Below are 26,698 nucleotides of genomic sequence, written 5' to 3'. Positions count from 1 at the left end.
TTACGCCTCTCCTAAATAGGCACGGATCACATCCGGATTATTACGAATCTCTTCCGGCGTGCCGTTCGCCAGTGGCGTGCCCTGATTCACCACATAAATACGGTCAGAAATGCCCATTACCAGCTTCATATCGTGCTCAATCAACAAAACGGATACCTTATGCTCGCCTCGTAACTCGGCGATCAGCGCATCCAGCTCATGCGTCTCTTTCGGGTTAAGTCCGGCTGCCGGTTCATCCAGCATTAAAATCTCCGGCCGCGTCACCATGCAGCGGGCGATCTCCAGTCGGCGCTGCTGACCGTAAGCCAGGTTACCGGCCTGGCGATTCGCCATATCGAGTAAGCCAACCCGCTCAAGCCAGGTGGCAGCGCGATCCAGCGCCTCGCCTTCACTGCGGCGAAAAGCCGGGGTTTTCAGTAGCCCCGCAAACACGCCACTTTTCAGGTGCTGGTGCTGGGCGACTAACAGGTTTTCAATCACCGTCATTTCGCGGAATAAACGGACGTGCTGGAAGGTACGCACGATCCCCATACGGGCGATCTTCTGTCCGGGCAGGCCAGTCAGGTTCTTGTCGCGTAAGGTGATACTGCCGCCCGTTGGCTTATAAAAGCCGGTCAGGCAGTTAAACACGGTGGTTTTACCCGCACCGTTTGGACCAATAAGCGACACAATTTCCTGGGGGCGCAATTCCAGTTTAACGTTGTTCACGGCTAACAGACCGCCGAAGCGCATCATCAGGCCTTCAACGGCTAATAAAGGCTGACTCATGCCTGTTCTCCTTGTTTACCCTGACGCAGTTTCAGGTGCGGTCGTTTCATCGGCAGTAAGCCTTGCGGACGCCAAATCATCATCAGCACCATCAGCGCCCCCAATACCAGCATGCTGTATTCGTTGAGGTCGCGCATCAGCTCACGCGAAACCACCAGCAAAATGGCGGCCAGAATAACGGCAAACTGCGAGCCCATTCCGCCCAACACCACGATAGCCAGAACAAAAGCGGACTCGACAAAGGTAAAGGACTCCGGACTGACAAAGCCCTGGCGAGCGGCAAACAGCGTTCCCGCGAAGCCAGCAAAGACGGCGCTGATAGTAAACGCGGTCAGCTTAATGCGGGTCGGGCTCAAGCCCAGCGAACGACAGGCGATCTCATCTTCACGTAACGCTTCCCATGCCCGACCCAGCGGCATGCGCAGCAGGCGGTTGATCACAAACAGCGTCAGCACCACCAGCAACAATGCCACCAGATAGAGGAATATCACCCGGTCGTTAGGATCGTACTTCATGCCAAAGACATCGTGAAACGTGCCCCATCCCCCCTCGCTGACGCGACGGCCAAACTCCAGGCCAAAAAAGGTGGGCTTAGGAATCTGAGCAATTCCATTTGGACCGCCGGTGATTGCCGTGTTATTGAGCAGCAGAATACGGACGATTTCGCCGAAGCCGAGCGTGACAATAGCCAGATAGTCACCGCGCAAGCGCAGCACCGGGAAGCCGAGCATCAGGCCAAATGCGCCCGCAACCAGGCCCGCCAGCGGCAGGCTTTGCCAGAAACCAAAACCATAGTAATGATTAAGCAGCGCGAAGGTATACGCGCCAATGGCATAGAAACCACCGTAGCCCAGCACCAGCAGACCCGACAGCCCTACGACCACGTTCAGTCCCAGACCCAGCATGATGTAGATCAGTGTCAGGGTGGCAATATCGACGCTGCCGCGTGTAACCAGGAACGGCCAGATAACCGCCGCGGCGATCATCAAGCCCATAATGGCTTTTTGCTTTGGCGTTGAGCCGTCGAAGCCCGGCAACACCAGGCCACCACCGCTACGTATCAGCTTGCCCTGAAACAGCGGACGTAGCAGTTGAAACAAAAACACAACGGCACAACCGATGAATATCCAGTTCCAGCGCACGCTGCCGGCATTCACTATCTGTAGCTGCGTACCATTCAGATCGAGGCGCATTCCCATAAAGAAGGCCGCCAGCACCAGCAGCATGGCCGCTGAAACAATCGCATTGACCAGACCAAGGCGTTTCATACTTTCTCCACCTCCGGGCGGCCCAGAATACCGGTAGGCATGACCAGCAGCACCACAATCAGTAAGGCAAACGACACCACATCTTTGTATTCGGTGGAGAGATAAGCCGAGGTCAGCGCTTCGGCAATGCCCAGCACCAGCCCGCCAATCATCGCGCCGGGAATACTGCCGATGCCGCCCAGGACCGCCGCGGTAAAGGCTTTCATCCCCGCCATAAAGCCGATAAACGGGTTAATCGAGCCATAAAACTGCCCCAACAGCACGCCCGCAACCGCCGCCATCGCCGCACCAATCACAAAAGTCAGCGAGATCACCCGGTCAGTATTAATGCCCAGCAGGCTGGCCATTTTGAGGTCTTCCGCACAGGCGCGGCAGGCGCGTCCCATGCGGGAATAACGGATAAACAGGGTCAGGGCCAGCATTGCCAGGAACGTGACCACCCAAATCACGATCTGCATCGTCGACAGCGTGGCGGCAAAGCCGTTGCTTTCGCCCAGCGTCCACTGGCCGGTGATTAAGCTCGGCAGGGCAAGGTCACGTGAACCCTGCGTCAGGCTGACGTAGTTTTGCAGAAAGATGGACATTCCGATGGCGGAGATCAACGCAATCAGACGCTTGGATGCCCGTACGGGACGATAAGCCACCCGTTCGATGCTCCAGCCATAGGCACTGGAGATGATAACGGCCATAACAAAACCGGCGGCAATCATGAGCCAGCCGGTATCAATACCCATCATCATCAGGGCTGCAATAACCATAAAAGAGACATAGCTACCGATCATATAGACTTCGCCATGGGCGAAGTTAATCATGCCGATAATGCCGTAAACCATGGTGTAACCGATGGCGATCAGCGCGTAGGTGCTCCCCAGAGTCACCCCGTTGAACATCTGCTGAATAAAATAGAGAAACTGCTCGGACATAGTGAGGACCTGCTCAGAAACCAGAAAACCCCTCTCCTGCTGCCAGAAGAGGGTTAGCCAGGCGATGGCGCGTCAGTCACGCCTTCTCCTGCTTCCCCGCTGTCGTACGACGGGGAAGAATCAGTGCCTTATTTAACTGCGGTAGACGAACCGTCTTTGTGCCATTTGAAGACGCCAAACTCGAAGCCTTTCAAATCGCCTTTCTGATCCCAGCTCAGTTCGCCCATCACTGTCGGAACCGGTGCGCCGGTTTTCAGGTTCTTCGCAATCGCATCCGGCTCATCGCTCTTACTGCGCTCCATGCCGGTCACCAGAGACTGGATAGCCGCATAGGTTGTCCAGACAAACGGGCCGGTAGGATCTTTACGGTTAGACGCGCTATTCGCTTTGATGGCGTCCACGATGGCCTTGTTCTGAGGCAGCTGGTCGTAACGTTTTGGCAGGGTTACGTAGAGCCCTTCTGAGGCGTCGCCCGCAATGTTAGACAGCGAGGCGTTGCCCACACCTTCTGGCCCCATAAAGCCTGCTTTCAGTCCTGCCGCTTTTGCCTGACGCAGAATCTGGCCCAGCTCCGGGTAATAACCACCGTAATAAACAAAGTCGACGTTTTCTTTCTTCAGTCGCGCAATCAGCGTTGAGAAATCTTTATCGCCCGCGGTGATCCCTTCAAACATCACCACGTTGCCGCCTTTCGCTTTCAGGGTTTTCTGTACCGATTCTGCCAGACCCTGGCCGTATTGCTGCTTGTCGTGCACCACAGCAATGCGTTTTGGCTTGATGACATCCAGAATGTAGTTCGCCGCAGTTGGACCCTGATCAGAATCCAGACCGGTCGTACGCATCACGTCGGCATAGCCGCGTGCAGTCAGTTCTGGCGCGGTAGCCGCAGGCGTAATCATCAGCACGCCTTCATCGTTATAGATATCTGATGCAGGCTGCGTAGAGGAGGAGCACAGGTGACCGATAACATATTTGATACCGTCATTGATGACCTTGTTAGCCACCGCAACCGCCTGTTTCGGGTCACAGGCATCGTCATATTCGACACCGACCAGTTTGTCGCCGTTTACGCCACCTTTGGCATTGATGTCTTTAATCGCCTGTGCGGCGCCGGTAAATTCCATATCACCATATTGCGCGACCGGGCCAGTAGCGGCACCTACGATAGCGATCTTAATGTCTTTCGCCATTGCCGCATGGCTCATCGCCAATGCAATGCATCCTGCCAGTAACGCGCGACCTGTCATTTTCATGCGAACTACCCCATTAGTTATGTCGTGTTTGTTGTGAGTGGTTTTATTTTGGCCAGATAAAGGGGAAAACTGATTTAACAATAAGGAGTTAGCACGCTTTTCTGGCTTTTATTAATAATAAGGCTTTATATTTCAGTCTATTAAACAGGAAGTTTATTCTGTAAAGCAACTGACATATTCATGATTCGCGGCCAAAAGCAGCATAATCAACTGGATGCAATGCGCGGCTTTTGTTCACCAGGCCAGCGCGTTATGCTGGCTTTAAATGCTGACTACCTGTTTATAACTATTATCCTGGCACTCTGTCGCTGTTTTGACCTGTTTTATTGCGTAAAATGTGCCGGGGTTCTGATTACGGGAATTGACTACACTTTCGGCTTATACACGGACAGGTGTTTGTTATGAAGCTTACTATTTTGCGGTTGACCTCTCTAACGCAGCAGGATCGGATCGATCTGGAGAAAATCTGGCCTGAGAGGGATTTGGCCACGCTGGAAAACGCGTTAAATGAAAATCACCGCCTTTATGTCGCACGCTTCAACGACCGTTTGCTGGCGGCGTTACAGTTAGAGATAGCCGGTATCCACGGTAAAGTGCATCATCTGACCGTCAGAGATGTCACGCGACGTCGCGGTGTCGGGCAATATTTGCTGGAAGACACGATGAAGCAGAACCCATCGCTGGAGGACTGGTGGATTGCTGATGACGGTAGCGAAGATCAACGCGTTCGGGCGGCGTTTATGCAGGCCTGTGGATTTCGTGCGCAGGTTGATGGCTGGGTAAAATAAATCGCGGGCAATAAAAAGGGCGACCTGAGGTCGCCCTGTCTCGTCAGGCTTCGATAGCCATTCGGAGTTTTTTCATCGCGTTCTTCTCAAGCTGTCGGACACGCTCAGCAGAAACACCGTATTGATCGGCCAGTTCCTGCAGGGTGGTTTTGTTGTCTTCGTCCAGCCAGCGGGCACGGATGATATGCTGGCTGCGCTCGTCCAGCCCTTCCATTGCATAAGTCAGCTTATCGGCTGCATGCGATTCCCAGTTGTCCTCTTCGATGCCGTCCGCAAAGTCAGAGGTTTTATCCTGGAGATACAGCACCGGCGCCATGGATTTTCCTTCGCCGCTTTCGTCGTCAGCGGACATATCGAAGGTCATATCCTGAGCCGCCATGCGCGATTCCATTTCTCGCACATCTTTGCTGCTCACGCCCAGCTCACGCGCCACCATCTCGACTTCATCCTGGTTAAACCAGCCCAGACGCTGCTTGGTTTTACGCAGGTTAAAGAACAGCTTGCGCTGTGCCTTAGTGGTCGCCACTTTCACGATGCGCCAGTTACGCAGCACATACTCGTGAATTTCTGCTTTGATCCAGTGAACGGCAAAGGACACCAGACGAACACCCACTTCTGGATTGAAGCGACGAACGGCTTTCATCAAGCCAATGTTACCTTCCTGGATCAGGTCAGCCTGAGGCAGGCCATAGCCAGAATAGTTACGAGCGATATGAACAACAAAGCGTAGGTGAGACAGGATCAGCGTCTTTGCCGCATCCAGATCGCCCTGGTAATGCAGCCGTTCAGCCAACGCTTTTTCCTCTTCTGCCGACAGCATCGGCCAGGTGTTGGCAGCCCGAACGTAAGATTCCAGGTTGCCCAGAGGAGCAATAGCTAAAGTTTGCATTTCTTTGGTCATTCAAACCCTCACAAAATCAGTGGAATTGCCGCATCTTTCCATAAGCGCACGTCACATTATGTCAACGTCGCAGGAAAACCAAAAGCAATCTGTGCTACTTAGAAAACAAAGTTATCCACAAGTTCAATTATAGCAGTGAATATTTTACACACAGATGACAGCAGGGCAACATCCTCTGCGCCCACTGTCGGCAGCAGAGGATGATTATAACAAAAAAATGTTGCAGCGCTTTACTGGGGCGTAAATCGACGTAAATGTTGTACGGTTGCCAGCCAGGCGGCAATCCAGCCGATAATGGCGGCGATGAGCAACAGCAGTAATGCCTCATCCCAGGAAAACCCTTCCAGAGAGAAGGTGGTGCCAAATACCGACGCCACCTGAGCCACAACAGACTGCAGGCGCAGCACCAGCACTTCAGACAGGATCAGGGAAAGTACCGCGCCACTGAACCCGAGTAACGCGCCACCATACAGGAACGGCCGCAGGATAAATCCATCCGTTGCCCCGATCAGCTTCTGAACGTTGATCGTATCGCGGCGGGCAAAAATACTCAGCCTGACGCTGTTACCAATCACGAGGAAGACCGCCACGATCATCAGGATACCGATCATCGACGCAATTTGACCGACCAGGCCGGTCAGCGCCGCCAGACGGGCAAACCAGCTGTCATCCATCCGTACCTCATCGACGCCCTGCACTTTCGCCACTCTGTCGCGTAACGTTTGCATGGTGTCCGAATTCTGGAAGTTGAGCTTTGGCGTAATGATAACGACAGCAGGCAGCGGATTCTGTTCCAGCATATCCATCGCGCCGCCGAAGCCTGACCAGTTGCGGAATTCATTCAGGGCTTCTTCACGCGTCAGATAGTTAACGTGATCCACACCCTCAACCTGTTTCAGTTGCGCGGTCACATTCTCAGCAGCCGTATCATCCAGCGTTTTTGAGAGATACACCGTCAGTTGCGGCGCGGGATACCACTGCGAAGCCGCCTGACTGACGTTTTTCCACACCATATAGCAGACGCTGGGCAGCGTCAGGGAAATCGCAATCACCATCACTGTCAGCAACGTCGCCAGCGGCTGACGCCACATATCTGACAGCGTACCGCGTAGCGCGTAGCGCCACTGTTCCTGCCAGCCACCGCGTAACGCTTTGCTCTTTGACGGTTGCTTCGCCTTCGGGGCTGCCGCGCGTTTGTTGCGTTTATTGACCATCGTGGCCTCCGTGCAGGCGTCCTTTATTCAGCGTCATTACCCGATAATTGCGGCGACCAATAAGGGCAACATCATGCGTCGCCATCAAAACGGTCACACCTACGCGGTTAAACTCTTCAAACAGGCGCAGGATGTCTTCTGACAGCGCCTCATCCAGGTTACCCGTTGGTTCGTCAGCCAGCAGAACGGCGGGCTTATTCACGACGGCACGGGCAATACCGACACGTTGCTGTTCACCGCCGGAGAGCTGAATAGGAAAACTTTTCGCTTTGTCGAGCAGGCCCACTTTATCGAGCGCCGCCGAAACACGACGACGGATATCCTCGCCGCTGGCACCGGAGATGATCAACGGGATGGCCACATTGTCATAAACGCTACGATCCATCAGCAGATGGTGATCCTGAAAGATCATCCCGATCTGACGACGCAGGAACGGCACTTCGCTGTTACGTAGGCGCGAAATATCGTGTCCGCTAAACCAGATTTGCCCGGCGCTGGGGCGCTCAATGCCACAAATCAGCTTCAGCAACGTACTCTTACCTGCCCCGGAGTGGCCGGTCAAAAACGCCATTTCGCCAGGACGCAGATTAAAATCTACGCCCTGCAGCGCCTGACGTCCGCCGAGATATGCCTTACTGACCTCTTCAAAGCGAATCATCCTAATTAGTCCTCTCGGGCAAACAGTGCCTCAATAAAATCCTCGGCCTTGAAGGGCCGTAAATCGTCGATGCCTTCTCCGACACCGATATAACGGATAGGGATGCCAAACTGATCGGCGACCGAGAAAATCACGCCACCTTTGGCTGTCCCATCCAGTTTAGTCAGTGTAATGCCGCTCAGCCCTACCGCTTCATGGAACAGTTTGGCCTGGCTGATGGCATTTTGCCCGGTACTGGCATCCAGGGTCAGCATGACTTCATGTGGCGCCTGCTCATCCAGCTTCTTCATCACACGGGTAATTTTCTTCAGCTCTTCCATCAGGTGCGATTTATTTTGCAAGCGCCCTGCGGTATCCGCGATCAACACGTCAACGCCACGTGATTTGGCCGCCTGGATGGCATCGAAAATCACCGAGGCAGAATCCGCGCCGGTATGCTGCGCGACAACGGGAATGTTGTTGCGCTGGCCCCAGACCTGAAGCTGTTCAACAGCGGCCGCACGGAACGTATCGCCCGCAGCCAGCATCACAGATTTACCTTCTGCCTGATACTGACGTGCCAGCTTGCCGATGGTGGTGGTTTTACCCACGCCGTTCACGCCGACCATTAAGATAACAAACGGGGTTTTACCTTCGACATTCAGCGGTTCATCGACTTTCGCCAGGATCGCCGCCATTTCGCTTTTCAGCAGGCCATAAAGCGCTTCCGCATCACGCAGTTGCTTACGGTCAGCATGCTGCGTCAGGCTGGTAATAATGCGCCGCGTCGTTTCCACGCCCACGTCGGCAATCAGCAGTTGTTCTTCCAGTTCTTCGAACAGGTCATCGTCGATTTTCTTGCCACGGAACAGGCTGATAAAACCCGAGCCCAGGTTCTGGCGGGTCTTCACCAGGCTGCGCTTCAGGCGGGCAAAGAATCCCTCTTTGGTGGGGCGCTCCTGTTCCTGCTCGTGCGCTACCAGCGGTGCGGCGGCTAACGGAAGATCGCTGACCGTGTCGTCTGGCGCTGTCGCCCCGGCATCGTGCCCGACAGTTTCAACGTTAACGACGTCCGCGTCTCCCAGTGCCAGCGCAGCCAGTTCTTCGTCACTCAACGGCGCATCGTCCGCCTGTTCAGTTTCAGCGGTGGCAGCGTCGTGCGGCGCGATATCTGTCACGTCGGCATCCGCCAGCGCCAGCGCGGCCAGTTCATCGTCGCTCAGCGGCGCATCGTCCGCCTGTTCAGTTTCAGCGATGGCAGCGTCGTGCGGCGCGATATCTGTCACGTCGGCATCCGCCAGCGCCAGCGCGGCCAGCTCATCGTCGCTCAGCGGCGCATCGTCCGCCACAGGTGCCTGTTCAGGCGCGGATGAGGCAAGCTCAACCTCCGCTGACGGCAGCGCAGTCAGTTCCTCATCGTTGACGTCATCGGCAGGCTCAACGGGCGTGATCATACCGGTATGCGGATCAACCGCCGTTTCAGGCCCGGCTACACGGGCGGTAACCGGTACGTCTTCAGACGTAGCTGCATCACTTTCCTGTTGCTGTTCAACACGGTTTTCAGGTGCGGCACCGCGTTCCTGTTCAGCGGTTTCCGCCTGACTGCGTGCCGGGGCTTCCTGTTCTGGCTGCTGGGCTTCCGGTTGTGCCGTCTGCGCATCCGTTAAGGGTTGTTTCTCTTCTTCTTTGCCAAATCCCAGCCAGGAAAAAAAGCCTCGTTTCTTCTCTTTTGCCATTGTGTAACCACACTCCTCGATGGCTTCATCCCGGTAGCACAATGTTCCCAGGGTTAAAAACAGTATTGGTGATAAACGCCAAAGTGGCGTTAAACCGCAGAATTATGCATAACATCAGCAGCGTCGTAGTCTAACACTTTCCTGGCAGCTCACCACAGCACCCTTTTTTAACGTTTCTTCTCATCGTTTCGCCCGTTAAACTACGCAACAAATTATGACGATTTGTGAGCAAGATGATAAAACCTCCCCGTAAAACAGGTGGTGCGGGCCAAATCCGCATTATTGGCGGACAGTGGCGCGGCCGCAAATTACCGGTGCCAGACAGCGCGGGTCTTCGTCCCACCACCGACAGGGTGCGAGAAACCCTGTTTAACTGGCTGGCACCCCACCTGCAGCAGGCTGACTGCCTGGATTGCTTTGCCGGAAGTGGCGCACTGGGGCTGGAAGCGCTCTCACGCTATGCCGCGTCGGCAACGCTGCTTGAGCTGGAGCGCCCGGTGGCGCAACAGCTGAGCAAAAACCTTCAGACATTGCAGGCCTCAAACGGCAACGTCGTACAAACCAACACCCTGAGCTGGCTGGCGCAGGACGGCCATCCCTTTGGTATCGTGTTTGTCGATCCTCCGTTTCGGCAGGGTTTGCTGGAGCAAACCCTGCAACTGCTGGAAAAAAATAACTGGCTGACAGCGGATGCACTCGTCTACGTTGAAAGCGAAGTGGAAAACGGCCCACCGCCGGTGCCGGTTCACTGGGATTTACATCGCGAAAAAATTGCGGGCCAGGTGGCCTATCGTTTATATCAGCGCCAACAGGAGACGCATGATGTTACTTAATTTAGGACGCCTGCTGATGCTGTGCGTATGGGGTTTTTTACTGTTTAACCTGATTCATCCGTATCCGAAGCCCCTGACCTGGTTCATCAATGTGGCCTTGATATTTATGATCCTGATGCACGGCCTGCAGTTAGTCCTGCTGCGCACGACGCAGGGCAAAGATGCACCACCGCTCGATCGCGCTACCCAGATCAAAGTCTTTTTGTTTGGCGTGTTCGAACTGGTTGCGTGGCAGAAAAAAAATTTCCCACGTAAATAAAGGATAACGGCGGGCGTCACGCTCGCCGTCAGTTTCCGGCAGGCGTGAAGCGGATAAAACGCGTGCCCTGAAGTGTCAGCTCGCCTTTCGTGCCCTTGTCCATCAGGTGGTAGTCGCTTTCATTAACGCGCATCTTAATATCGCTTTCGCCATTGAGCGGATGAAACCAGGCCTCATAGCGCATTTCGTCTCCGGCGATCACTTCGCGCTCACGTGAGCGGCGACTGGATACCGAAAACTCACGTTTGGTTTTGACCTCAACCGCGACGGTGCGTACCGGCGAGGCATCGTTGACGGCTGCCTCGCGCCGCTGTTTGATGAACTGGCGTGTCGCGAGTACGGCAATAATGGCCACGACGATAATAAAAAGTAGCGGTGGTTTCATCTTTCCTCAGCGTTTATCCGGTCTCAGATCGTCTTGCATTGCGCGATAAAGCATACAACCAGAGTTGACCGATTGTCACATCGCGCTGGCATAACCTAGACTGACAGGAGTGTTTCAGGAACTGTCACCATTTTGGTAAAAAGGGAGAAGCAATGCTCTGGTCCTTTCTCGCTGTACTTTTCTCCGGCTGGCTGTACGTTGATGCCTCTTACCGGGGCCCGCAATGGCAACGCTGGTTATTTAAACCTGTTACGTTGCTCCTGTTAGTCGGTCTGGCCTGGCAGGCCCCCACACGCAATACATCTGATTACCTGATTGTGGCTGGGTTAGTCGCCACGCTCATCGGCGACACGCTGACGCTGCTCCCGCGGCAACAAATGCTTTATGCGCTGGGCGCGTTTTTCCTGTCGCATCTGCTGTACACGCTGTGTTTTGCGGCCAATATGACGATGACATTTTACTGGCCCATCCCACTAACGTTTCTGATCATCGGGGTGGTTGTGATTGGTGTGCTGTGGAGTAAGCTGGAAACGCTGCGCTGGCCCGTCTGTACGCTGATCGGCATGACGCTGGTCATGAACTGGATGGCTACTGAACAATATGTCTTCCGCCCCAGCGATTACAGCTTCTCAATTCTGGTTGGCTCTGCCCTGCTGCTGCTGGCCAATATCGTGTGGTTTATCAGCCATTATCGCCGCCGTTTCAGCGCCGACAGCGCGATTGTCGCGGCCTGCTACTTTGCCGGTCACTTTATGATCGTCCGCTCCCTGTGGATCTACTGAAAAAAGGCACAATAATGCTGGCGTTGGGTTAAACCTCTGGGTGTAAGATAAGCCGTGGGCACGTCGCCCACGTCTTCCGGAGGTTATATGCATCAACATCATGCTTGTGGCTGCGGTAAGCCACGCAATACTCATCGAGCCGCAAAACCACTTTGTGCCATTCGCCCTGTTCGTCCGGGCACCTTATCCATTACTGCGGCCTCTCCTGAAACGACAGAGAGCACCAGCTGCGGCGGCGACTGTAGCTGCTCTGCCGCGTCTGCCGGCGAAGCCAGTGACGAAGGTGACCGACGACGATCCTCTGATGCTTTTCAGTTCAGCTGGCAGGTTAGCGGTATGGACTGCCCCAGTTGTGCCCGCGCAATCGAAACCGCCGTTCGCCAACTCCCTGACGTCCTGCAGGTCCGCGTCGTCTTTTCCAGTGAAAAACTTGTCGTTAATGCCCGTGCCCCGGTTCAGTCTGCAATAGAAGACGCCGTGATAAAAGCAGGTTTTCATCTCTCCTCAACCTCTGTTTCTGCGCCTGCGCCATCGCCCTGGCGTGCCCGTTTCCCGCTTTTACTGCTTGCTGCGCTCATGGTAGCCAGCGCTGCGCTTACGCAGGTGAATGCCGTTTGGGGCGACCGGTTATTTATTCTGACGACGCTGGTCGGGCTGGTGCCGGTCGCGCGTAAGTCGTGGCAACGTCTGCGAACCGGCTCTGCCTTTACCATTGAAACTCTGATGACCCTGGCGTCGGCAGGTGCGTTATTAATTGGTGCGCATGCGGAAGCCGCCATGGTTCTGCTGCTGTTCCTGTTGGGCGAAAAACTGGAAGCCTATGCCGCAACCCGCGCGCGCAGTGGGGTAAGCCAGCTGATGGCGCTGCGTCCCGAGTTCGCTGTGCGCCTGCAAAATGGCACCCGTAGTGAGGTGCCCCTGTCCGCGTTGCAGCCTGGCGACCGGATCGTAATCGCCGCCGGTGACCGTTTGCCGGTCGACGGCTGCTTACTGGCGGAAAGCGCCAGTTTCGATGAGAGCGCGCTGACGGGCGAGTCGGTACCGGTGCTGCGTCAGCGTGGCGAAAAAATACTGGCGGGTGCGACCAGCGTTGATCGTCTGGTGGAACTGGAGGTGGTTTCCAGGCCTGGCGAAAGTGCCATTGACCGCATTTTGCAGTTGATTGAGGAAGCCGAAAGTCATCGTGCCCCGGTAGAACGTTTTATCGATAACTTTAGCCGGATTTACACGCCAGCCATCATGCTGCTGGCCCTGCTGGTGATGGTGCTGCCGCCCCTGTTTGGCGCGGGTGCCTGGCTGCCCTGGGTTTATAAAGGCCTGACGCTGCTGTTGATCGGCTGTCCCTGTGCGCTGGTGATCTCCACGCCCGCCGCCATCACGTCCGGACTGGCCGCCGCCGCCCGCCGTGGTGCGCTGATTAAAGGAGGCGCGGCCCTGGAACGGCTGAGCACAGTGCAGACGATCGCGTTCGATAAAACGGGTACGCTGACAGAAGGCCGGCCGCAGTTGACGCGAATTTTGCCGTTCGGCGAGGCTAACGAAGACGCGATTCTGCAATTAGGTGCCGCGGTGGAACAAGGTTCTACCCATCCACTGGCAACGGCGATTGTGGCAGCCGCACAGTCCAGGGCACTGCCGCTTCCGTCTGCCACTCAACAGCAGGCACTGGCGGGAAGCGGTATTCAGGCTGAAGTGGACGGCCAGCGTATAACGTTGCTGGCACCGTCGTACGTCAGCAGCCTGAGTCCGGCGCACCAGGCAATGGTGCATGAGCAGGAAGCCCAGGGCGAAACCCTTGTGATGGTGCTGCGTAATGGCGAGGTGCTGGGGGCGCTGGCCTTACGGGACAAGCTGCGCAGCGAAACCCCCGCCGCCTTGCAGGCCTTAAAAGCGCTTGGCATCAACAGCCTCATGCTGACAGGTGATAACCCGCGGGCGGCCGCTGTCGTCGCCCAACCTTTAGGCATCGCCTGGCATGCCAGCCTGTTGCCAGCCGGTAAGGTGGAGGCGGTTCGTCAGCTCAGTGAGCAGCAGGTGGTGGCGATGGTGGGCGACGGTATCAACGATGCGCCAGCCATGAAGGCCGCCACGCTGGGTATTGCGATGGGCAGTGGGACGGATGTCGCGCTGGAAACGGCGGATGCCGCCCTGACGCGCAATCAGCTCAGCAACCTGGCCCCGATGATTGCCCTGGCGCGCCGCACCCGGGCGATTATTCGTCAGAATATTGGTATTGCGCTGGGGCTGAAGGCGCTGTTCCTGGTGACGACGCTGGCGGGGTTAACGGGATTGTGGCTGGCGGTGCTGGCTGATTCCGGTGCCACCGCACTGGTCACGGCAAACGCGTTGCGGCTGTTGCGCACGCGGGATGCATAACCTGACGGCGGCTCACTGCCGCCGTTATTCTCCCATCCCTTTCTGAATCAAAAACTGGTAAGGCAGCGTGTCGGTTTGTTCGGCCAGTAGCTGGTGCTCCATAAACCGGCAAAAACCGGGGATATCCCGCGTGGTTGCCGGATCGTCCGCGATAATCAGCAGCGTTTCACCGTCCTGCATGCCGCGCACCGTTTTACGTACCATCATGACCGGCTCGGGACAACGCAGGCCCTGAGCATCCAGTTGATGGTCGGCGGAAGAAAATGCATCACTCATGACGGTCTCGATTTCAGTTAACGGGCGCTTATTCTAGCGCGTCCGCCCTTTGACGCAAGGCGGTAACGATTGCGTTAAAATTAGCCATTGCATTAATAGCACAACAGGGTAAGATGCGGCCGTTTTTTGTTCATAAAACTGCAGCGCACTGAATGTTCAGTTGCCTGCACTGGGTTCCCTCACCCCACCACTAAAAAGGCTTACTATGCTCGCATTTACCCCGCGTCAGCGCGCTCATGCGCTCGTCTGGTTGTCCCTGTTTCATCTGCTGGTGATCACTTCCAGCAATTATCTGGTGCAGTTGCCTGTTTCCCTTTTCGGTTTTCATACCACCTGGGGCGCCTTTAGCTTTCCGTTTATTTTCCTGGCCACTGATCTGACCGTGCGCATCTTTGGTGCGCCGCTTGCACGCCGCATTATTCTGGCGGTGATGGTGCCGGCCCTGTTTATCTCTTACGCGATTTCCAGCCTGTTTTACCAGGGCGAATGGCAAGGCTGGCAGGCGCTGCAACAGGTAAACCTGTTTGTCGCCCGTATCGCCTGCGCCAGCTTTATGGCTTACGCATTGGGCCAGATTCTGGATGTGCACGTTTTCAACCGCCTGCGTCGCTTGCCGCAGTGGTGGGTGGCGCCAGGCTGTGCCATGTTTTTAGGCAACATCAGCGATACGCTGGCCTTCTTTTTCATTGCCTTCTACAAAAGCTCCGATCCGTTTATGGCACAGCACTGGGTAGAAATCGCTCTGGTCGATTACAGTTTCAAAGTGCTGATTTGTATGATTTTCTTTTTGCCTGCCTATGGTGTTTTACTCAACGCTGCGCTCAAACGCCTGGCCGAACGCCAGGCCCAGCCGCAGATACATTTCGGCTAACCGGCAATACAGCCTTTCCTGACAATCCGCTAAAATCTCCTGACAATACTCAGGTTGCGTTTGCAACCTGATTCCTGTTGTATAAACGCCTTCGTGGAATGTTAAAAAGGGATTCTGATGCGTAATTTAGTGAAATATGCGGGAATTGGTTTGCTGGTACTCGGCCTTGCCGCCTGCGATCAAAAGAAAGATGAAGCAGCAAACGATAATGGCGCATCTGCCAGTCAGTCTGCACAAACCGTGGCGCTGATGGACGGTAAATTACGTTTTACCCTGCCACCTGGACTGTCAGATAAGAGCGGTAAACTGGGTTCTCAGAGTACCAACATGCACGTTTATGCTGATGAAAGCGGTGCGCGGGCGATTATCGTCATTGCCGGTGAGCCGACGAATGAGGCCCTGGATGTGTTAGCGCAACGCATGGAACAACAGCAGCGTAATCGCGATCCCCAGCTTCAGGTTGTCTCCAATAAAGCGGTCACGCTGGGCGGTGAGCCGGCACAGCAGCTGGATACCGTCATCTCAGCAAACAACCAGACCTCCTGGTCCTCGGTTGTTCTGGCCAAAGTCGATGGTAAGCTGATGACGATGCAGATTACGCTGCCCGGGGACAATCAACAGCAGGCCCAAAGCGATGCTGAAACCGTGGTGAAAAGCATTACCCTGAAATAACGGCAAGGGCACACCACACCACCGCGCGTTAATACTGAGCCATGCAATGATCATTCTGCCGCATGGCTCAGTTATCACTCATCCCTTCTGCTTCAGACACGCTGTTCGCGCGCCTGACGCCAGTAATCAATCAGCCGCAGGTAGTTCTCTTTTACCGCCGCCACCAGTGCGTCGTCACGTATTTCACCCTGCAACCACTGGCGCGAGGGCTGTGCAAAGATTGTGCGCCCCACCGCAAACCCTTTTACCCACGGGGCCTGCGCCGCCGCGGCAAACCCCGCTTTAAGCGTTGCTTCTGGCGCATCAAGTCCCAGTAATAAAATGCCACGACAGTAAGGATCCTGCTGTTCGATCAAGGCACCTATGTCACGCCAGCTTGCCGGAGACAGGGGTGGGAGCTTCCACCAGTCAGGCTTGATGCCAAGCGCATAAAAGTGGTTCAGCATCTTAAGAAAATGCGCTTCATTGTGGTCTGGCTGGCTGTCAGGCAGGATCACTTCCAGCAGTAACTCATGACCGCTCTGGTTACAGCTTTTCCACACTTCCAGCAACAGCGCGTCCTGCTCCTCGCGCAGTTCGGCACTGTCGTGAGGATGATAAAACACCAGGCATTTCACCACATGCTCCGCTGGCCAGCCGATCAACTGGGAACCAATGCTGCCATGTTCCAGGCGTAACGGACGCGACCCCGGTAGTTCAATGGGTCGGCCAATCCATCGGTTCTTACCCGTAATCGCATTCAGCGTTTTCTGACCGAAGGTCGTGTCTGCCAGAATGCCGCTTTTACTTTCAATGCCGGCTTGCTGCACGGCCTGCTCCGCAGCCTGCAATAGCAAAAGTTTCAGCTGCGGAATGCGCGAAATGTCCGCGCCAGCCTCCGTAGCCATCTCTACCAGCTGTTTGCGGTGATCAAAAGCGAAAATATTCAGTTCTGGCCAGGCGTGTTGACGCGACGTGACGCGGTGCAGATGGGTCAGACGGCTATCCAGATCGGGGCGTTTCACGTCCTGTTCGCGGCTTAAAAAGTCATCCAGCTCCTGTCGGGTGGGCATCGCAGGGGCGCACCCGTGTCGCGAAACCACCAACGCGCCACAGGCGTTTGCGTAACGGCAGGCCTGTTCCCATCCTTCATCGTTTAACCAGCCGCGCAGCAGACCGGACATAAACGCGTCCCCTGCGCCCAGCACATTAAGGACCTCGACACGCACGCCGCTGTGCAGTTTCACCGCTGCCCAGTTGTCTGGAATCGCGCCTTCAAATACCACGCATCCCATTGCTCCTCGCTTACAGACCAGCGTTGCGTTGCTCACCGTGCGCACGTTTTTCAGCGCGGTCAGCGTATCGGTGCTGCCGCCTGCGATATGAAACTCTTCTTCCGTGCCGACAATGAGATCGAAATAATGCATAACCTGCTGCAGTTGCGCGGTGACTTCAGAGGAGGCGATAAACCGGGTTTCCCCGTCCCCCAGTGAAGTCAGGCCCCACAATACCGGACGATAGTCGATGTCCAGCGCAGTACGCAGATCATGCTTACGGGCATATTCCAGCGCTTTCAGCACGGCCGCTCGCGTCTGCGGGTGCGACAAATGCGTGCCGGTTACCGCAACCGAGCGAGAAGAAGCGATAAAGTCTTCATTAATGTCGTCTGGCACCAGGGCCATATCGGCGCAGTTGTCGCGGTAAAAAATCAGCGGAAAAGTGTCTTCATCTTTAATGCCCAGGATGACCAGAGCGGTCAGCCGCTTTTTGTCCGTGATAAGTGCTTCTGTATTGCAACCGACCCGCTGCAAACTTTCCCGCAGAAAACGGCCATTATGTTCATCGCCTACACGAGCCAGCATGGCGGATTTCAGCCCCTGAATCGCCGTACCGTATGCGACATTGCCTGATGACCCGCCCAGATATTTCGCGAAAGACGTGGTGTCTTCCAGCCGCGCGCCAATTTGCTGACCATAGAAGTCGACGGCAATGCGTCCGATACAAATCACATCAAGACGCTTCTGTTCTCTCTGCATGCTTCTGGTTTCCTTCTGTGATGAGCAGACACTGCGGACAGGTTGTGCGTGGGGTCTGAAGGTGTCTGGTTAACGATAAACGCAGTATGAGGAACAAATATTCCAAACTCAATTCAAAATGAAACTTACACTGCGATTATGTGAAGCAGTTAAAAATCTGTTATGCCCGACACGTCAGTCAGGCGTTGCCGGACGGGACCTCGCGGGCCCGGTGCGACAGGGCCATGACGCTCCTGCCCGTTTTGCAGCATCTTTCTGCGTGATGAAATGAAATCTCGAAAACTTTGTAACTCTCACTAAACATTCCAGTTACGCTTATGGCATAGCTTCCCGCTGCCCTGTCAGCAAGGGTAAATTTGATCCCCCTCGCAAAATGAAATATTTCTTCTGTAATCGTATTTTATGAAAAATGCATTTGTTTATAATCCTCTGACATTTCAGTTCTTCAGGTAGCCTTTTCCGTTACGTCACGCCTTTTTAGCGCGGTGCCGGACTCTGCTACTGCCAGCACGTTGAGGAAGGTTTATGGCCACCATCAAACTGACTACCGCACAGGCATTAGTTAAGTTTCTCGATAATCAATACATTGACGTAGACGGCACAGAGACAAAGTTTGTAAAAGGCATTTTCGCCATTTTCGGTCATGGCAATGTGTTGGGACTGGGACAAGCGCTGGAGCAGGACAGCGGCGATCTGGTGGTCTATCAGGGGCGTAATGAACAAGGGATGGCCCATGCCGCAACGGGCTTTGCCAAACAGTCTTTGCGCCGCCAGATTATCGCCTGTACGTCGTCCGTAGGGCCCGGCGCCGCCAATATGCTGACGGCCGCCGCCACTGCCACCGCAAACCGAATTCCTCTTCTGCTCCTGCCTGGCGACGTCTTTGCCACCCGCCAGCCCGATCCGGTCTTGCAGCAGATTGAGCAGCCCTGGGATCTGAGTATCAGCACCAACGACGCCTTTCGTGCCGTCAGTAAATACTGGGACCGCGTCAGCCGTCCGGAGCAACTGATGAGCGCCTGTATTAACGCCATGCGCGTCCTGACCGATCCGGCTGAAACGGGTGCCGTCACGCTCTCTTTACCGCAGGATGTTCAGGGTGAAGCCTGGGATTATCCGGATTATTTCTTCCAGAAACGCGTTCATCGTCTGGATCGGCGTCAACCCACCGTTGCCCAGCTCGAAGATGCGCTGAAGCTCATCATCCGTAAACGTAAGCCATTAATTATCTGCGGCGGGGGCGTGAAATATTCCGGCGCAGGCGAGGCGCTGCGTGCATTTGCCGAACGCTATCAGATTCCGTTTGCTGAAACCCAGGCGGGAAAAGGTACCTTATTGTCTGATCATCCTCTCAACATCGGCGGCGTGGGTGAAACCGGCTGTCTGGCGGCCAACCTGCTGGCAAAAGAGGCCGATCTGGTGATAGGCATTGGAACGCGCTACACCGATTTCACCACCTCGTCGAAATGGATCTTCCAGCATCCTGATGTGAGCTTTCTGAATGTCAACGTCAGCAACTTTGACAGTTATAAGCTCGATGGCGTGCAGTTGCTGGCCGACGCACGTGAAGCACTGCTGGCGCTCAGCCATGGACTGGTTTCACAGCACTATGCCAACGACTGGGGCGATCAGGTTGCCCTGGCCCGGCAGCAGCTGGAAGACGAGACACAGCGCGTTTATCACATCACGCCCAACGATACCGCCTTTGAGCCTGAGATTGCCGATCACCTTGACCGAAAAGCCGTCTATGCCGAATTTAACCGCCTTACGCAGTCTCTGCTGACACAAAGCAGCGTAGTGGGCACGCTGAATCAGCACCTGCCTGCCGATGCCGTGATCGTGGGTGCTGCGGGCAGCCTGCCCGGCGACCTGCAACGCGCCTGGCGTACGCGGGGTTATAACGGCTATCACCTTGAATATGGTTACTCCTGCATGGGGTACGAAGTGAATGCGGCACTGGGCGTCAAACTGGCGCAGCCTGAGCGAGAGGTTTATGCCCTGGTAGGCGATGGCTCGTTCATGATGCTGCATTCCGAGCTGGTGACCTCCCTTCAGGAAGGGGCGAAAATCAATGTGGTCCTGCTGGATAACATGAGCAATGGCTGTATTAACAACCTGCAAATGGGGCACGGCATGGACAGCTTTGTTACCGAGTTCCGTTTCCGTAATCCGGACGGTGGCAAGCTCGACGGCGGACTGGTTCCGGTGGATTTTGCCGCCATTGCCGCCGGTTATGGCTGCAAAACCTATCGCGTCAGTACGCTGGAGCAGCTTACCGCCGCGCTGGAAGACGCAAAAACGGAGCGCGTTTCCACGCTGATTGATATCAAAGTGCTGCCCAAGACCATGATTCACAACTACTTCAGCTGGTGGCACGTTGGTGTGGCACAAACCGCCCACTCGACGCGCGCGCAACAGGTGGCGAACACGCTGAATACGCATCTGGCTCAGGCCCGTAAATACTGATTTCCGGGCCGTCTGACGGCCCATGTTTCTACTCTCCGATTTAACCCTACAGGTGTAATTATGACATTGAAACTTGGTGTGATTGGAACAGGTGCGATTGGTCAGGAGCACATTCGGCGCTGCAACAATGTCTTACAAGGGGCAAAAGTGGTTGCGGTATCCGATATCAATGCGGAAGGCGCCAAAGCCGCGCTGCAACGTCTGAACAGTGATGCAGACGTATGTGAGGATGGCTTCGCAGTCATTCAGTCACCCAACGTGGATGCCGTGCTCGTCACCTCCTGGGACCCGACCCATGAAGCGTTCACGCTGGCCGCCATTGAAGCGGGCAAACCGGTCTTCTGTGAGAAGCCGCTGGCGATGAGCGCTGAAGGCTGTCGTCGTATCGTGGACGCCGAGATCAAACACGGCAAACGTCTCGTACAGGTCGGCTTTATGCGCCCCTACGATGCCGGTTATCGGGCATTGAAAAAGGTGATTACCGATGGTGATATCGGTGAGCCGCTGATGCTGCATTGCGCGCACCGCAACCCGACGGTGCCGGAAAACTACAACACCGAAATGGCGATTACCAATACGCTGATCCACGAGCTGGATGTCCTGCGCTGGCTGACCCGCGACGACTATAAAACCGTGCAGGTGGTGTTCCCGCGCGTCAGTTCTAAAGCCCGTCCACACCTGAAAGACCCGCAAATCGTTCTGTTTGAGACGCAAAAAGGGATTCGCATTGATGTGGAGATCTTTGTGAACTGTACCTACGGCTACGATATTCAGTGCGAAGTCGTGGGCGAGGAAGGTATCGCCAGACTGCCCGAGCCGTCATCGGTACAGTTACGTAAAGACGCCAAACTGTCCAATACCATTCTGGTCGACTGGAAAGATCGCTTTATTGAGGCATACGACGTTGAGCTACAGGCCTTTATCAACGACGTAAAAGCGGGCCAGTTAACCGGTCCTTCCGCATGGGATGGTTTTGCCGCCTCGGTCGCTGCTGACGCCTGTATCAAAGCGCAGAAGAGCGGCGCGATCGAACCCATTGAAATGCCCGCCCGTCCGGCATTTTATAACTGACTCCTCTCGCCTTCAGGCAGGTAACTGATGAACAATCAAAAGGTTAAGCTGGCGATCGCGCCCATTGGCTGGACGAATGATGATATGCCCGAACTGGGCAGCGAAAACACCTTCCAGCAAACGGTCAGTGAAATGGCGCTGGCCGGGTTCACCGGCAGTGAAGTCGGCAGTAAATACCCACGCGATCCTGCGGTTCTGAAACCGATGCTGGAGATTCGCGGTATTGAGATCTGTAACGCCTGGTTCAGCACCTTCTTTGCACAGGGCGACAAAGCGAAAACGATTGAGGGATTCACCGAGCACATGAATTTCCTCTTCGAGATGGGCGCCCGGGTGATTGGGTGCTCTGAACAAAGCAAGAGCATACAAGGCACGACGCTGGCGGTGCTGGACGATAAGCCCGTGTTTAACGACGATGAATGGCAGCGCACGGCGGAAGGCTACAATGAACTGGCCGCGATCGCCGCCCGTAAAGGCATGCGCGTCTGCCTGCACCATCACATGGGCACCGCTATCCAGACGCCAGCAGAAATTGACCGTTTTATGGCCATGACGAACGATACTGTCGGCTTACTTTACGACACCGGCCATATCTACTATTCCGAAGGCTCACAGCAGGCCATGCTGGCGGTACTGGAAAACCACTTGCCACGTATTTTCCACGTGCACCTCAAAGATGTGCGGGATGACATCGTCGCTGAAGTCAGAGATCAGCATCTGTCTTTCCTGGACGGCGTAAAAAAAGGCACTTTTACCGTGCCGGGCGATGGCGTGATCGACTTTAAACCCGTGTTTAAAATCCTTGATGATTACGGCTATCAAGGCTGGATGGTGGTGGAGGCAGAGCAGGATCCCGCGCTGGCGAATCCATTTGAGTATGCGGTGAAGGCACGAAAATATATTCGCGAGCACACCGGGCTGTAAATTCACCCTGACGCAGGACGATATGCATAAGGCTGCCCCAGAGCAGCCTTTTTTTTTCAGCCCGATCGCACCGTTTGACGACGAATCTGTGAGTCATTTCATAAACCAATGAAATAAATTATGCCTGAAAAACAAACAAATGAAATTTTCCATCCATCTGGTATCATAGCGATTCTTATCCAGCCACGCTTTCCGCACATGAGCCGACGTAATGAGCAATAACCCTTCCCAACTTTCACTGCTGCAGGACGAGATTCGTCGCCGTTATGAAACGCTGAGTAAGCGTCTGAAGCAGGTGGCTCGTTATATTCTTGATAACAGTAACAGCATCGCCTTTGATACCGTCGCGTCTATTGCTCAGCAGGCCGATGTGCCGCCTTCGACCCTGATTCGCTTTGCCAACGCCTTTGGTTTTAGCGGCTTCAACGAAATGAAACAAATTTTTCGTCAGCATCTGATGGAAGAGACGGTTAACTACACCGAACGGGCACGCCTGTTCCGCCAGACCGCCGCAGATGACGCAGCGAACGCGCCTGAAAGCCCGGCGGAAATTCTGAATGTCTTCACCATGGTAAACAGCCAGGCGTTGCAGCAACTGGCGATGCAGGTGAGCCCGGAGCAGTTGAACAAAACGGTACAGTTACTCAATGATGCCGAGAATGTCTATGTTATCGGCCTGCGTCGCTCGTTCAGTGTCGCCTCCTATCTGGTTTACGCCCTGCGCCATCTGGAGCGCCGCGCCTTTCTGATTGACGGGTTAGGCGGCATGTTCACTGAACAGCTGACGCTGGTGAATCCGAAAGACGTGGTGATTGCTATCAGCTGTTCGCCTTACGCCCGCGAAGCGGTAGAAGTGGTTGAGCTGGGCGCCAGGCTCGGTGCCCGCCTGATTGCGATTACGGACAGCCAGGTGAGCCCTCTGGCCGCGTTCAGCGACGTTTGCTTTGTGGTACGGGAAGCCCAGGTGGACGGTTTCCGCTCTCAGGTGGCGTCACTCTGTCTGGCTCAGACGCTGGCGGTTTCCCTGGCACTGAACAATGCCCGGACGCCCCCCGCATCCTGACGATCGCGCCACCTGACAGGGCGGCGTAGCCTGCGCCGGTCAATCAGAGACGGCCTCGTCAGGTAACAGACAGAGCCTGTCGCCGAACACCGTTCTCTGGTCAACTTACAGGTACCATCACGCAATAAAAAAGGCAGCGAATAGCGCTGCCTTGTCAGTCCTCGCCACGGATTAACGTCGCGGATAACTGTCGCTGTTAACCCAGGCGTGATCGTGCTCCCAACTGAACTTCCACAAACGTACCGGCCCCGCCATGACGTTAAGGTAGTAATTGTCGTAGCCTGCCAGCGTCGCCACAGGATGATAGCCGCGCGGCACCATGACCACATCACGGTTATACACTGCCATGCACTCATCCAGCGAACGGTCGTCAGTATAAACGCGCTGCATGGCAAACCCCTGCTCGGGTTGAAAACGGTGGTAATAGGTTTCTTCCAGATAGGTTTCGTGTTCGCTGTTTTCCTGATCGTGTTTGTGGCTCGGGTAAGAGCTGGTATTGCCCTCATCGGTATACACTTCCACGACCAGCAGGCTCTCTGCCGGTTGAGAGTCCGGCAGAATATTATGCACCAGGCGCTGATTTTGCCCTTTGCCCCGCCGTTCAACGCCAACATCCTCCGGCGCAATCAGGCGAGCGGGCAGCTTGCCGCCCTGCCCGGGTGCCTGGCAGACCGCCAGCTCAAGATCGCTTTCAGCCTGTACCCTGACGTCATCATCATGAGGAACATACACAGAATAAGGCGGCGTGCGCTCAAACGGTGACAGACGTTTGCCGATATTCGGGAAACGTGCGTGGCGCGTGGTGACGGAAGCCAGCCCCGCGACCAGCACCAGGCAAAGTTCGCTGTCGCCACTTTTCAGGTCGAGCGTTTGCCCTTTTTTCAGCAGATAGGATGAAAAACCGACATAACGCCAACCGGCGCGCGCTGGCGTCACCTGCTGAATGCAGCCGTTATTGTCGGGCTGTTTTACCTTCGAAAGTAAGGCCATTCGCCTCCTCCTGTTTTGCGGTCCTTCACCTGACAACCCGCGCCCCTGTGTGTGGAACGCTGCGTCAGTGGTGCAGGTGATTTAGCCTAACGTTGGCATGCTGAATTCGGACACCGTTTGCTGACCGCCTGGCCAACGCACGGTGGCGGTTTTCATGCGGGTGTAAAAACGCACGCCGTCTGGCCCGTGCACGTTTAACGCACCAAAGACTGACCGTTTCCAGCCCCCAAAACTGTGGAAGGCCATCGGCACCGGCACCGGCACATTGACGCCGACCATTCCGGCCTCAACATCCTGCACAAACTCCCGCGCGGTATGGCCATTGCTGGTAAAGATGGCGCTGCCGTTACCAAATTCGTGGCTGTTAACCAGCTTCAGGGCACTGTCGTAATCCGGCGCGCGCATAATGCTCAGCACCGGACCAAAAATTTCCTCACGCCAGATGGTCATCTCGGCGGTAACGTTATCGAACAGCGTACCGCCGACGTAGTAGCCCTCTTCGAAACCGGCGACTTTGTGGTTGCGGCCATCAACGACCAGCTTCGCCCCTTCCTGCTCGCCCAGATCGATATAGCCCAGCACCTTTTTCTGGTGTGCCGCAGAAACCACAGGCCCCATTTCATTTTCATCGCTGCCTTGCTGGATTCCCGGCCCAACCCGTAATGCGTTGATCAGCGGTGTCAGGCGCGAAATGAGCTTATCGGCGGTATCATTGCCCACTGCAACGACAACCGGCAGCGCCATGCAACGCTCGCCCGCCGAGCCAAACGCACCGCCCATAATCGCGTTTACCGTGGCGTCCAAATCGGCGTCTGGCATAACGATGGCGTGATTTTTTGCCGCGCCAAAAGCCTGAACGCGCTTACCGTGCGCACTGGCCGTTTTGTAAATATGCTCGGCCACACCGGATGAGCCAACGAAGCTGACGGCGGCAATACGCGGATCTTTATAAAGCTGTTCTGCATTGTCATTGGAACTGTGCACGACATTAAATACGCCATCCGGCAGGCCCGCCTCCTTCAACAGCTCGGCCATGCGCACCGACGCTGACGGATCCAGCGCAGGCGGCTTGAGAATAAAGGTGTTACCGCAGGCCAACGCAATCGGGAACATCCACAATGGCACCATTGCCGGAAAGTTGAAGGGCGTAATCCCTGCCACGACGCCCACCGGCTGCATCAGCGAGTAACTGTCTACGCCACCGCCTACATTCGGGGAATACTCGCCTTTAAGCAGGTGCGGAATACCACAGGCAAATTCGATGACTTCGATACCGCGCGTCAGCTCACCCAGCGCATCTGACCAGACTTTGCCATGCTCAGACACAATCAGCGCCGCCAGTTCATCGCGGTGCTGCTCCATCAGAGCTTTAAAATTGAACATGATGCGTGCGCGGCGCAGCGGGGAGGTTTTTGACCAGGCAGGAAAGGCCGCATGTGCCACATCAATCGCCTGAGCCACTTCATCTGCGCTGCTTTGCGTGAGCTCACGGATAACCTTGCCGGTTGCCGGATCGAACACAGGAATGGTTTCGTTGCTGGCGCTGAATGTGGTTTGACCGCCAATAAAATTTCCTACGATAGTCATGATGTTGCCTCTTTGGTATGTACGGTTCCAGCGGGCAGAGCACAGAAGTGGCATGCTGGCTGGGCAGGAAAAGCCAAAAGCATGCTGGAAAACTATTACAATGGAATAAATTTTTCAAATAGATATTTTTGGAAAATTACTTTTTAGTGGCACAGATCGCATTTCTCTTTTCATAAAGGATTGACGCCTTCGCGGCGGCCATTCTGGCTCGTCATCGCTGACGGTGTAATCGGGGTCCCCATGACATTGTCGCTTCAGGGCGGTTTAACACCTTTGCGGGATGAAAGGTTTTCGGCCTGACGGCATTAAGCAGCCCGGATATGTTTCATCAATTTAAAATATGAAATATACATTTCTTTTTGCTGAGAGTCGGCCAGAAAAATGGCTGCTGGCCATGAGGACAGTTGTCTGGTGAAAAAACATCACTACGCACTAACGCAGTGCAAAAAAGGGCGTTAATCGTCATTTCATGAACCAATAATTTCTTCACTGCCCCATCAGGAATCATGTGTTTCACTTTCCCTGGGCGAGCAACACGTTTTATCACAACATTATCCCTATGATTTTAAAGGCATTGATAGCAGAGGAACGTTTATCAGATAAACCTGGCCTGCTTTATGCAACATCTGGTGACTTCCCC

General features: G+C 55.1%; 25 protein-coding genes. 11 read left to right on the top strand and 14 right to left on the bottom strand.

Features of this window, described 5'->3' with window-relative positions; genetic code table 11:
* The 4 genes from livG to GC087_RS01660 all read right to left on the bottom strand — a co-directional run bounded on the left by livG (position 1) and on the right by GC087_RS01660 (position 4,212).
* On the bottom strand, positions 1 to 768 hold the full coding sequence (gene livG / locus GC087_RS01675) for a high-affinity branched-chain amino acid ABC transporter ATP-binding protein LivG (protein WP_006121046.1): 768 nt from the start codon (positions 766 to 768) through the stop codon (positions 1 to 3).
* The gene (locus GC087_RS01670; RefSeq protein WP_324029499.1) at positions 765 to 2,036 is read right to left on the bottom strand and encodes a high-affinity branched-chain amino acid ABC transporter permease LivM; all 1,272 of its coding nucleotides are present in this window, start codon (positions 2,034 to 2,036) and stop codon (positions 765 to 767) included. The genes livG and GC087_RS01670 overlap by 4 nt, the downstream gene beginning before the upstream one ends.
* Positions 2,033 to 2,959 carry a high-affinity branched-chain amino acid ABC transporter permease LivH gene (gene livH / locus GC087_RS01665; protein ID WP_033738195.1) on the bottom strand — a complete coding sequence of 309 codons (927 nt, stop codon included), beginning with the start codon at positions 2,957 to 2,959 and terminating at the stop codon, positions 2,033 to 2,035. The genes GC087_RS01670 and livH overlap by 4 nt, the downstream gene beginning before the upstream one ends.
* A 128-nt stretch (positions 2,960 to 3,087) precedes the next feature.
* Positions 3,088 to 4,212, bottom strand: a complete 1,125-nt coding sequence (locus GC087_RS01660) for a branched-chain amino acid ABC transporter substrate-binding protein (protein ID WP_324029497.1) — start codon at positions 4,210 to 4,212, stop codon at positions 3,088 to 3,090.
* A 401-nt stretch (positions 4,213 to 4,613) separates the two neighbouring features.
* Here GC087_RS01660 and panM point away from each other — a divergent pair, with 401 nt between their 5' ends.
* A complete protein-coding gene (gene panM / locus GC087_RS01655; protein WP_058701437.1) occupies positions 4,614 to 5,000 on the top strand; it encodes an aspartate 1-decarboxylase autocleavage activator PanM in 387 nt (128 codons plus the stop codon).
* 43 nt (positions 5,001 to 5,043) lie between these two features.
* On the opposite strand, the gene rpoH is transcribed toward panM, so the two are convergent.
* The 4 genes from rpoH to ftsY form a co-directional block, all read right to left on the bottom strand.
* Positions 5,044 to 5,901: an RNA polymerase sigma factor RpoH gene (gene rpoH / locus GC087_RS01650; protein WP_006121051.1), complete on the bottom strand. Its 858-nt coding sequence runs from the start codon at positions 5,899 to 5,901 to the stop codon at positions 5,044 to 5,046.
* 230 nt (positions 5,902 to 6,131) lie between these two features.
* Complete coding sequence (gene ftsX, locus GC087_RS01645; RefSeq protein WP_033738206.1) at positions 6,132 to 7,115, bottom strand: permease-like cell division protein FtsX; 984 nt, start codon at positions 7,113 to 7,115, stop codon at positions 6,132 to 6,134.
* Positions 7,105 to 7,773, bottom strand: a complete 669-nt coding sequence (gene ftsE / locus GC087_RS01640; protein WP_006121054.1) for a cell division ATP-binding protein FtsE — start codon at positions 7,771 to 7,773, stop codon at positions 7,105 to 7,107. Before ftsE ends, ftsX begins: the two co-directional genes overlap by 11 nt.
* Positions 7,774 to 7,778: 5 nt before the next feature.
* A complete protein-coding gene (ftsY, locus tag GC087_RS01635) occupies positions 7,779 to 9,488 on the bottom strand; it encodes a signal recognition particle-docking protein FtsY (protein WP_205955751.1) in 1,710 nt (569 codons plus the stop codon).
* A 233-nt stretch (positions 9,489 to 9,721) separates the two neighbouring features.
* Between ftsY and rsmD the strand changes: the two genes are divergently transcribed.
* Positions 9,722 to 10,321: a 16S rRNA (guanine(966)-N(2))-methyltransferase gene (gene rsmD / locus GC087_RS01630; RefSeq protein ID WP_033738212.1), complete on the top strand. Its 600-nt coding sequence runs from the start codon at positions 9,722 to 9,724 to the stop codon at positions 10,319 to 10,321.
* Positions 10,311 to 10,580, top strand: coding sequence for a DUF1145 family protein (locus tag GC087_RS01625; RefSeq protein WP_006121057.1), 270 nt, complete (start codon positions 10,311 to 10,313; stop codon positions 10,578 to 10,580). The genes rsmD and GC087_RS01625 overlap by 11 nt, the downstream gene beginning before the upstream one ends.
* Positions 10,581 to 10,608: 28 nt before the next feature.
* On the opposite strand, the gene GC087_RS01620 is transcribed toward GC087_RS01625, so the two are convergent.
* Positions 10,609 to 10,965 carry a DUF2500 domain-containing protein gene (locus GC087_RS01620; RefSeq protein ID WP_033738213.1) on the bottom strand — a complete coding sequence of 119 codons (357 nt, stop codon included), beginning with the start codon at positions 10,963 to 10,965 and terminating at the stop codon, positions 10,609 to 10,611.
* A gap of 152 nt (positions 10,966 to 11,117) precedes the next feature.
* Here GC087_RS01620 and GC087_RS01615 point away from each other — a divergent pair, with 152 nt between their 5' ends.
* Positions 11,118 to 11,747 carry a lysoplasmalogenase gene (locus GC087_RS01615; protein ID WP_033738214.1) on the top strand — a complete coding sequence of 210 codons (630 nt, stop codon included), beginning with the start codon at positions 11,118 to 11,120 and terminating at the stop codon, positions 11,745 to 11,747.
* An 87-nt stretch (positions 11,748 to 11,834) separates the two neighbouring features.
* Positions 11,835 to 14,123, top strand: a complete 2,289-nt coding sequence (locus GC087_RS01610; protein ID WP_058708190.1) for a zinc/cadmium/mercury/lead-transporting ATPase — start codon at positions 11,835 to 11,837, stop codon at positions 14,121 to 14,123.
* Positions 14,124 to 14,147: 24 nt separating this feature from the next.
* Here GC087_RS01610 and tusA read toward each other — a convergent pair whose 3' ends face one another.
* Positions 14,148 to 14,399, bottom strand: coding sequence for a sulfurtransferase TusA (gene tusA / locus GC087_RS01605; RefSeq protein WP_006121061.1), 252 nt, complete (start codon positions 14,397 to 14,399; stop codon positions 14,148 to 14,150).
* Positions 14,400 to 14,604: 205 nt separating this feature from the next.
* On the opposite strand from tusA, the gene GC087_RS01600 reads away from it, so the two are divergent.
* Both GC087_RS01600 and GC087_RS01595 read left to right on the top strand, forming a co-directional pair.
* A complete protein-coding gene (locus GC087_RS01600) occupies positions 14,605 to 15,270 on the top strand; it encodes a 7-cyano-7-deazaguanine/7-aminomethyl-7-deazaguanine transporter (RefSeq protein WP_039342735.1) in 666 nt (221 codons plus the stop codon).
* Positions 15,271 to 15,387: 117 nt separating this feature from the next.
* Positions 15,388 to 15,942: a DcrB family lipoprotein gene (locus tag GC087_RS01595; protein WP_006121064.1), complete on the top strand. Its 555-nt coding sequence runs from the start codon at positions 15,388 to 15,390 to the stop codon at positions 15,940 to 15,942.
* Positions 15,943 to 16,034: 92 nt separating this feature from the next.
* On the opposite strand, the gene GC087_RS01590 is transcribed toward GC087_RS01595, so the two are convergent.
* Complete coding sequence (locus GC087_RS01590) at positions 16,035 to 17,957, bottom strand: bifunctional 5-dehydro-2-deoxygluconokinase/5-dehydro-2-deoxyphosphogluconate aldolase (protein WP_058708191.1); 1,923 nt, start codon at positions 17,955 to 17,957, stop codon at positions 16,035 to 16,037.
* 525 nt (positions 17,958 to 18,482) lie between these two features.
* On the opposite strand from GC087_RS01590, the gene iolD reads away from it, so the two are divergent.
* From iolD to GC087_RS01570, 4 genes are all read left to right on the top strand, one after another.
* Positions 18,483 to 20,423, top strand: a complete 1,941-nt coding sequence (gene iolD, locus GC087_RS01585) for a 3D-(3,5/4)-trihydroxycyclohexane-1,2-dione acylhydrolase (decyclizing) (protein WP_324029492.1) — start codon at positions 18,483 to 18,485, stop codon at positions 20,421 to 20,423.
* Positions 20,424 to 20,483: 60 nt separating this feature from the next.
* Positions 20,484 to 21,494, top strand: coding sequence for a bifunctional inositol 2-dehydrogenase/D-chiro-inositol 1-dehydrogenase (locus GC087_RS01580; protein ID WP_033738232.1), 1,011 nt, complete (start codon positions 20,484 to 20,486; stop codon positions 21,492 to 21,494).
* A gap of 27 nt (positions 21,495 to 21,521) precedes the next feature.
* On the top strand, positions 21,522 to 22,418 hold the full coding sequence (gene iolE / locus GC087_RS01575; RefSeq protein WP_006121068.1) for a myo-inosose-2 dehydratase: 897 nt from the start codon (positions 21,522 to 21,524) through the stop codon (positions 22,416 to 22,418).
* A 211-nt stretch (positions 22,419 to 22,629) separates the two neighbouring features.
* A complete protein-coding gene (locus GC087_RS01570) occupies positions 22,630 to 23,481 on the top strand; it encodes a MurR/RpiR family transcriptional regulator (RefSeq protein ID WP_058708193.1) in 852 nt (283 codons plus the stop codon).
* A 171-nt stretch (positions 23,482 to 23,652) separates the two neighbouring features.
* On the opposite strand, the gene iolB is transcribed toward GC087_RS01570, so the two are convergent.
* The 3 genes from iolB to GC087_RS01555 form a co-directional block, all read right to left on the bottom strand.
* Positions 23,653 to 24,471 (bottom strand): 5-deoxy-glucuronate isomerase, encoded by an 819-nt coding sequence (iolB, locus tag GC087_RS01565; protein WP_054632931.1) that lies wholly within the window; start codon positions 24,469 to 24,471, stop codon positions 23,653 to 23,655.
* Between the two features lie 81 nt (positions 24,472 to 24,552).
* Positions 24,553 to 26,058: a CoA-acylating methylmalonate-semialdehyde dehydrogenase gene (locus tag GC087_RS01560; RefSeq protein WP_033738237.1), complete on the bottom strand. Its 1,506-nt coding sequence runs from the start codon at positions 26,056 to 26,058 to the stop codon at positions 24,553 to 24,555.
* A 328-nt stretch (positions 26,059 to 26,386) separates the two neighbouring features.
* A complete protein-coding gene (locus GC087_RS01555) occupies positions 26,387 to 26,605 on the bottom strand; it encodes a hypothetical protein (protein WP_152998347.1) in 219 nt (72 codons plus the stop codon).
* Between the last annotated feature and the right edge of the window lie 93 nt (positions 26,606 to 26,698).

It is taken from the genome of Pantoea sp. JZ2 (assembly GCF_035191405.1).
Taxonomy (GTDB): domain Bacteria; phylum Pseudomonadota; class Gammaproteobacteria; order Enterobacterales; family Enterobacteriaceae; genus Pantoea; species Pantoea stewartii.
This window is presented reverse-complemented; position numbering and strand designations above follow the sequence as displayed.

What these genes read in the sequence shown, in the direction of transcription:
- GC087_RS01570 (WP_058708193.1), top strand. Translation starts at nt 22,630, where the DNA reads ATGAGCAATAACCCTTCCCAACTTTCACTGCTGCAGGACGAGATTCGT.
- tusA (WP_006121061.1), bottom strand. Translation starts at nt 14,399, where the DNA reads ATGAGTGATGCATTTTCTTCCGCCGACCATCAACTGGATGCTCAGGGC.
- livG (WP_006121046.1), bottom strand. Translation starts at nt 768, where the DNA reads ATGAGTCAGCCTTTATTAGCCGTTGAAGGCCTGATGATGCGCTTCGGC.
- livH (WP_033738195.1), bottom strand. Translation starts at nt 2,959, where the DNA reads ATGTCCGAGCAGTTTCTCTATTTTATTCAGCAGATGTTCAACGGGGTG.
- GC087_RS01660 (WP_324029497.1), bottom strand. Translation starts at nt 4,212, where the DNA reads ATGAAAATGACAGGTCGCGCGTTACTGGCAGGATGCATTGCATTGGCG.
- GC087_RS01560 (WP_033738237.1), bottom strand. Translation starts at nt 26,058, where the DNA reads ATGACTATCGTAGGAAATTTTATTGGCGGTCAAACCACATTCAGCGCC.
- GC087_RS01610 (WP_058708190.1), top strand. Translation starts at nt 11,835, where the DNA reads ATGCATCAACATCATGCTTGTGGCTGCGGTAAGCCACGCAATACTCAT.
- ftsE (WP_006121054.1), bottom strand. Translation starts at nt 7,773, where the DNA reads ATGATTCGCTTTGAAGAGGTCAGTAAGGCATATCTCGGCGGACGTCAG.
- iolB (WP_054632931.1), bottom strand. Translation starts at nt 24,471, where the DNA reads ATGGCCTTACTTTCGAAGGTAAAACAGCCCGACAATAACGGCTGCATT.
- GC087_RS01600 (WP_039342735.1), top strand. Translation starts at nt 14,605, where the DNA reads ATGCTCGCATTTACCCCGCGTCAGCGCGCTCATGCGCTCGTCTGGTTG.
- GC087_RS01625 (WP_006121057.1), top strand. Translation starts at nt 10,311, where the DNA reads ATGTTACTTAATTTAGGACGCCTGCTGATGCTGTGCGTATGGGGTTTT.
- GC087_RS01595 (WP_006121064.1), top strand. Translation starts at nt 15,388, where the DNA reads ATGCGTAATTTAGTGAAATATGCGGGAATTGGTTTGCTGGTACTCGGC.
- GC087_RS01580 (WP_033738232.1), top strand. Translation starts at nt 20,484, where the DNA reads ATGACATTGAAACTTGGTGTGATTGGAACAGGTGCGATTGGTCAGGAG.
- GC087_RS01590 (WP_058708191.1), bottom strand. Translation starts at nt 17,957, where the DNA reads ATGCAGAGAGAACAGAAGCGTCTTGATGTGATTTGTATCGGACGCATT.
- rpoH (WP_006121051.1), bottom strand. Translation starts at nt 5,901, where the DNA reads ATGACCAAAGAAATGCAAACTTTAGCTATTGCTCCTCTGGGCAACCTG.
- rsmD (WP_033738212.1), top strand. Translation starts at nt 9,722, where the DNA reads ATGATAAAACCTCCCCGTAAAACAGGTGGTGCGGGCCAAATCCGCATT.
- GC087_RS01620 (WP_033738213.1), bottom strand. Translation starts at nt 10,965, where the DNA reads ATGAAACCACCGCTACTTTTTATTATCGTCGTGGCCATTATTGCCGTA.
- ftsY (WP_205955751.1), bottom strand. Translation starts at nt 9,488, where the DNA reads ATGGCAAAAGAGAAGAAACGAGGCTTTTTTTCCTGGCTGGGATTTGGC.
- panM (WP_058701437.1), top strand. Translation starts at nt 4,614, where the DNA reads ATGAAGCTTACTATTTTGCGGTTGACCTCTCTAACGCAGCAGGATCGG.
- GC087_RS01670 (WP_324029499.1), bottom strand. Translation starts at nt 2,036, where the DNA reads ATGAAACGCCTTGGTCTGGTCAATGCGATTGTTTCAGCGGCCATGCTG.
- ftsX (WP_033738206.1), bottom strand. Translation starts at nt 7,115, where the DNA reads ATGGTCAATAAACGCAACAAACGCGCGGCAGCCCCGAAGGCGAAGCAA.
- iolD (WP_324029492.1), top strand. Translation starts at nt 18,483, where the DNA reads ATGGCCACCATCAAACTGACTACCGCACAGGCATTAGTTAAGTTTCTC.
- GC087_RS01615 (WP_033738214.1), top strand. Translation starts at nt 11,118, where the DNA reads ATGCTCTGGTCCTTTCTCGCTGTACTTTTCTCCGGCTGGCTGTACGTT.
- iolE (WP_006121068.1), top strand. Translation starts at nt 21,522, where the DNA reads ATGAACAATCAAAAGGTTAAGCTGGCGATCGCGCCCATTGGCTGGACG.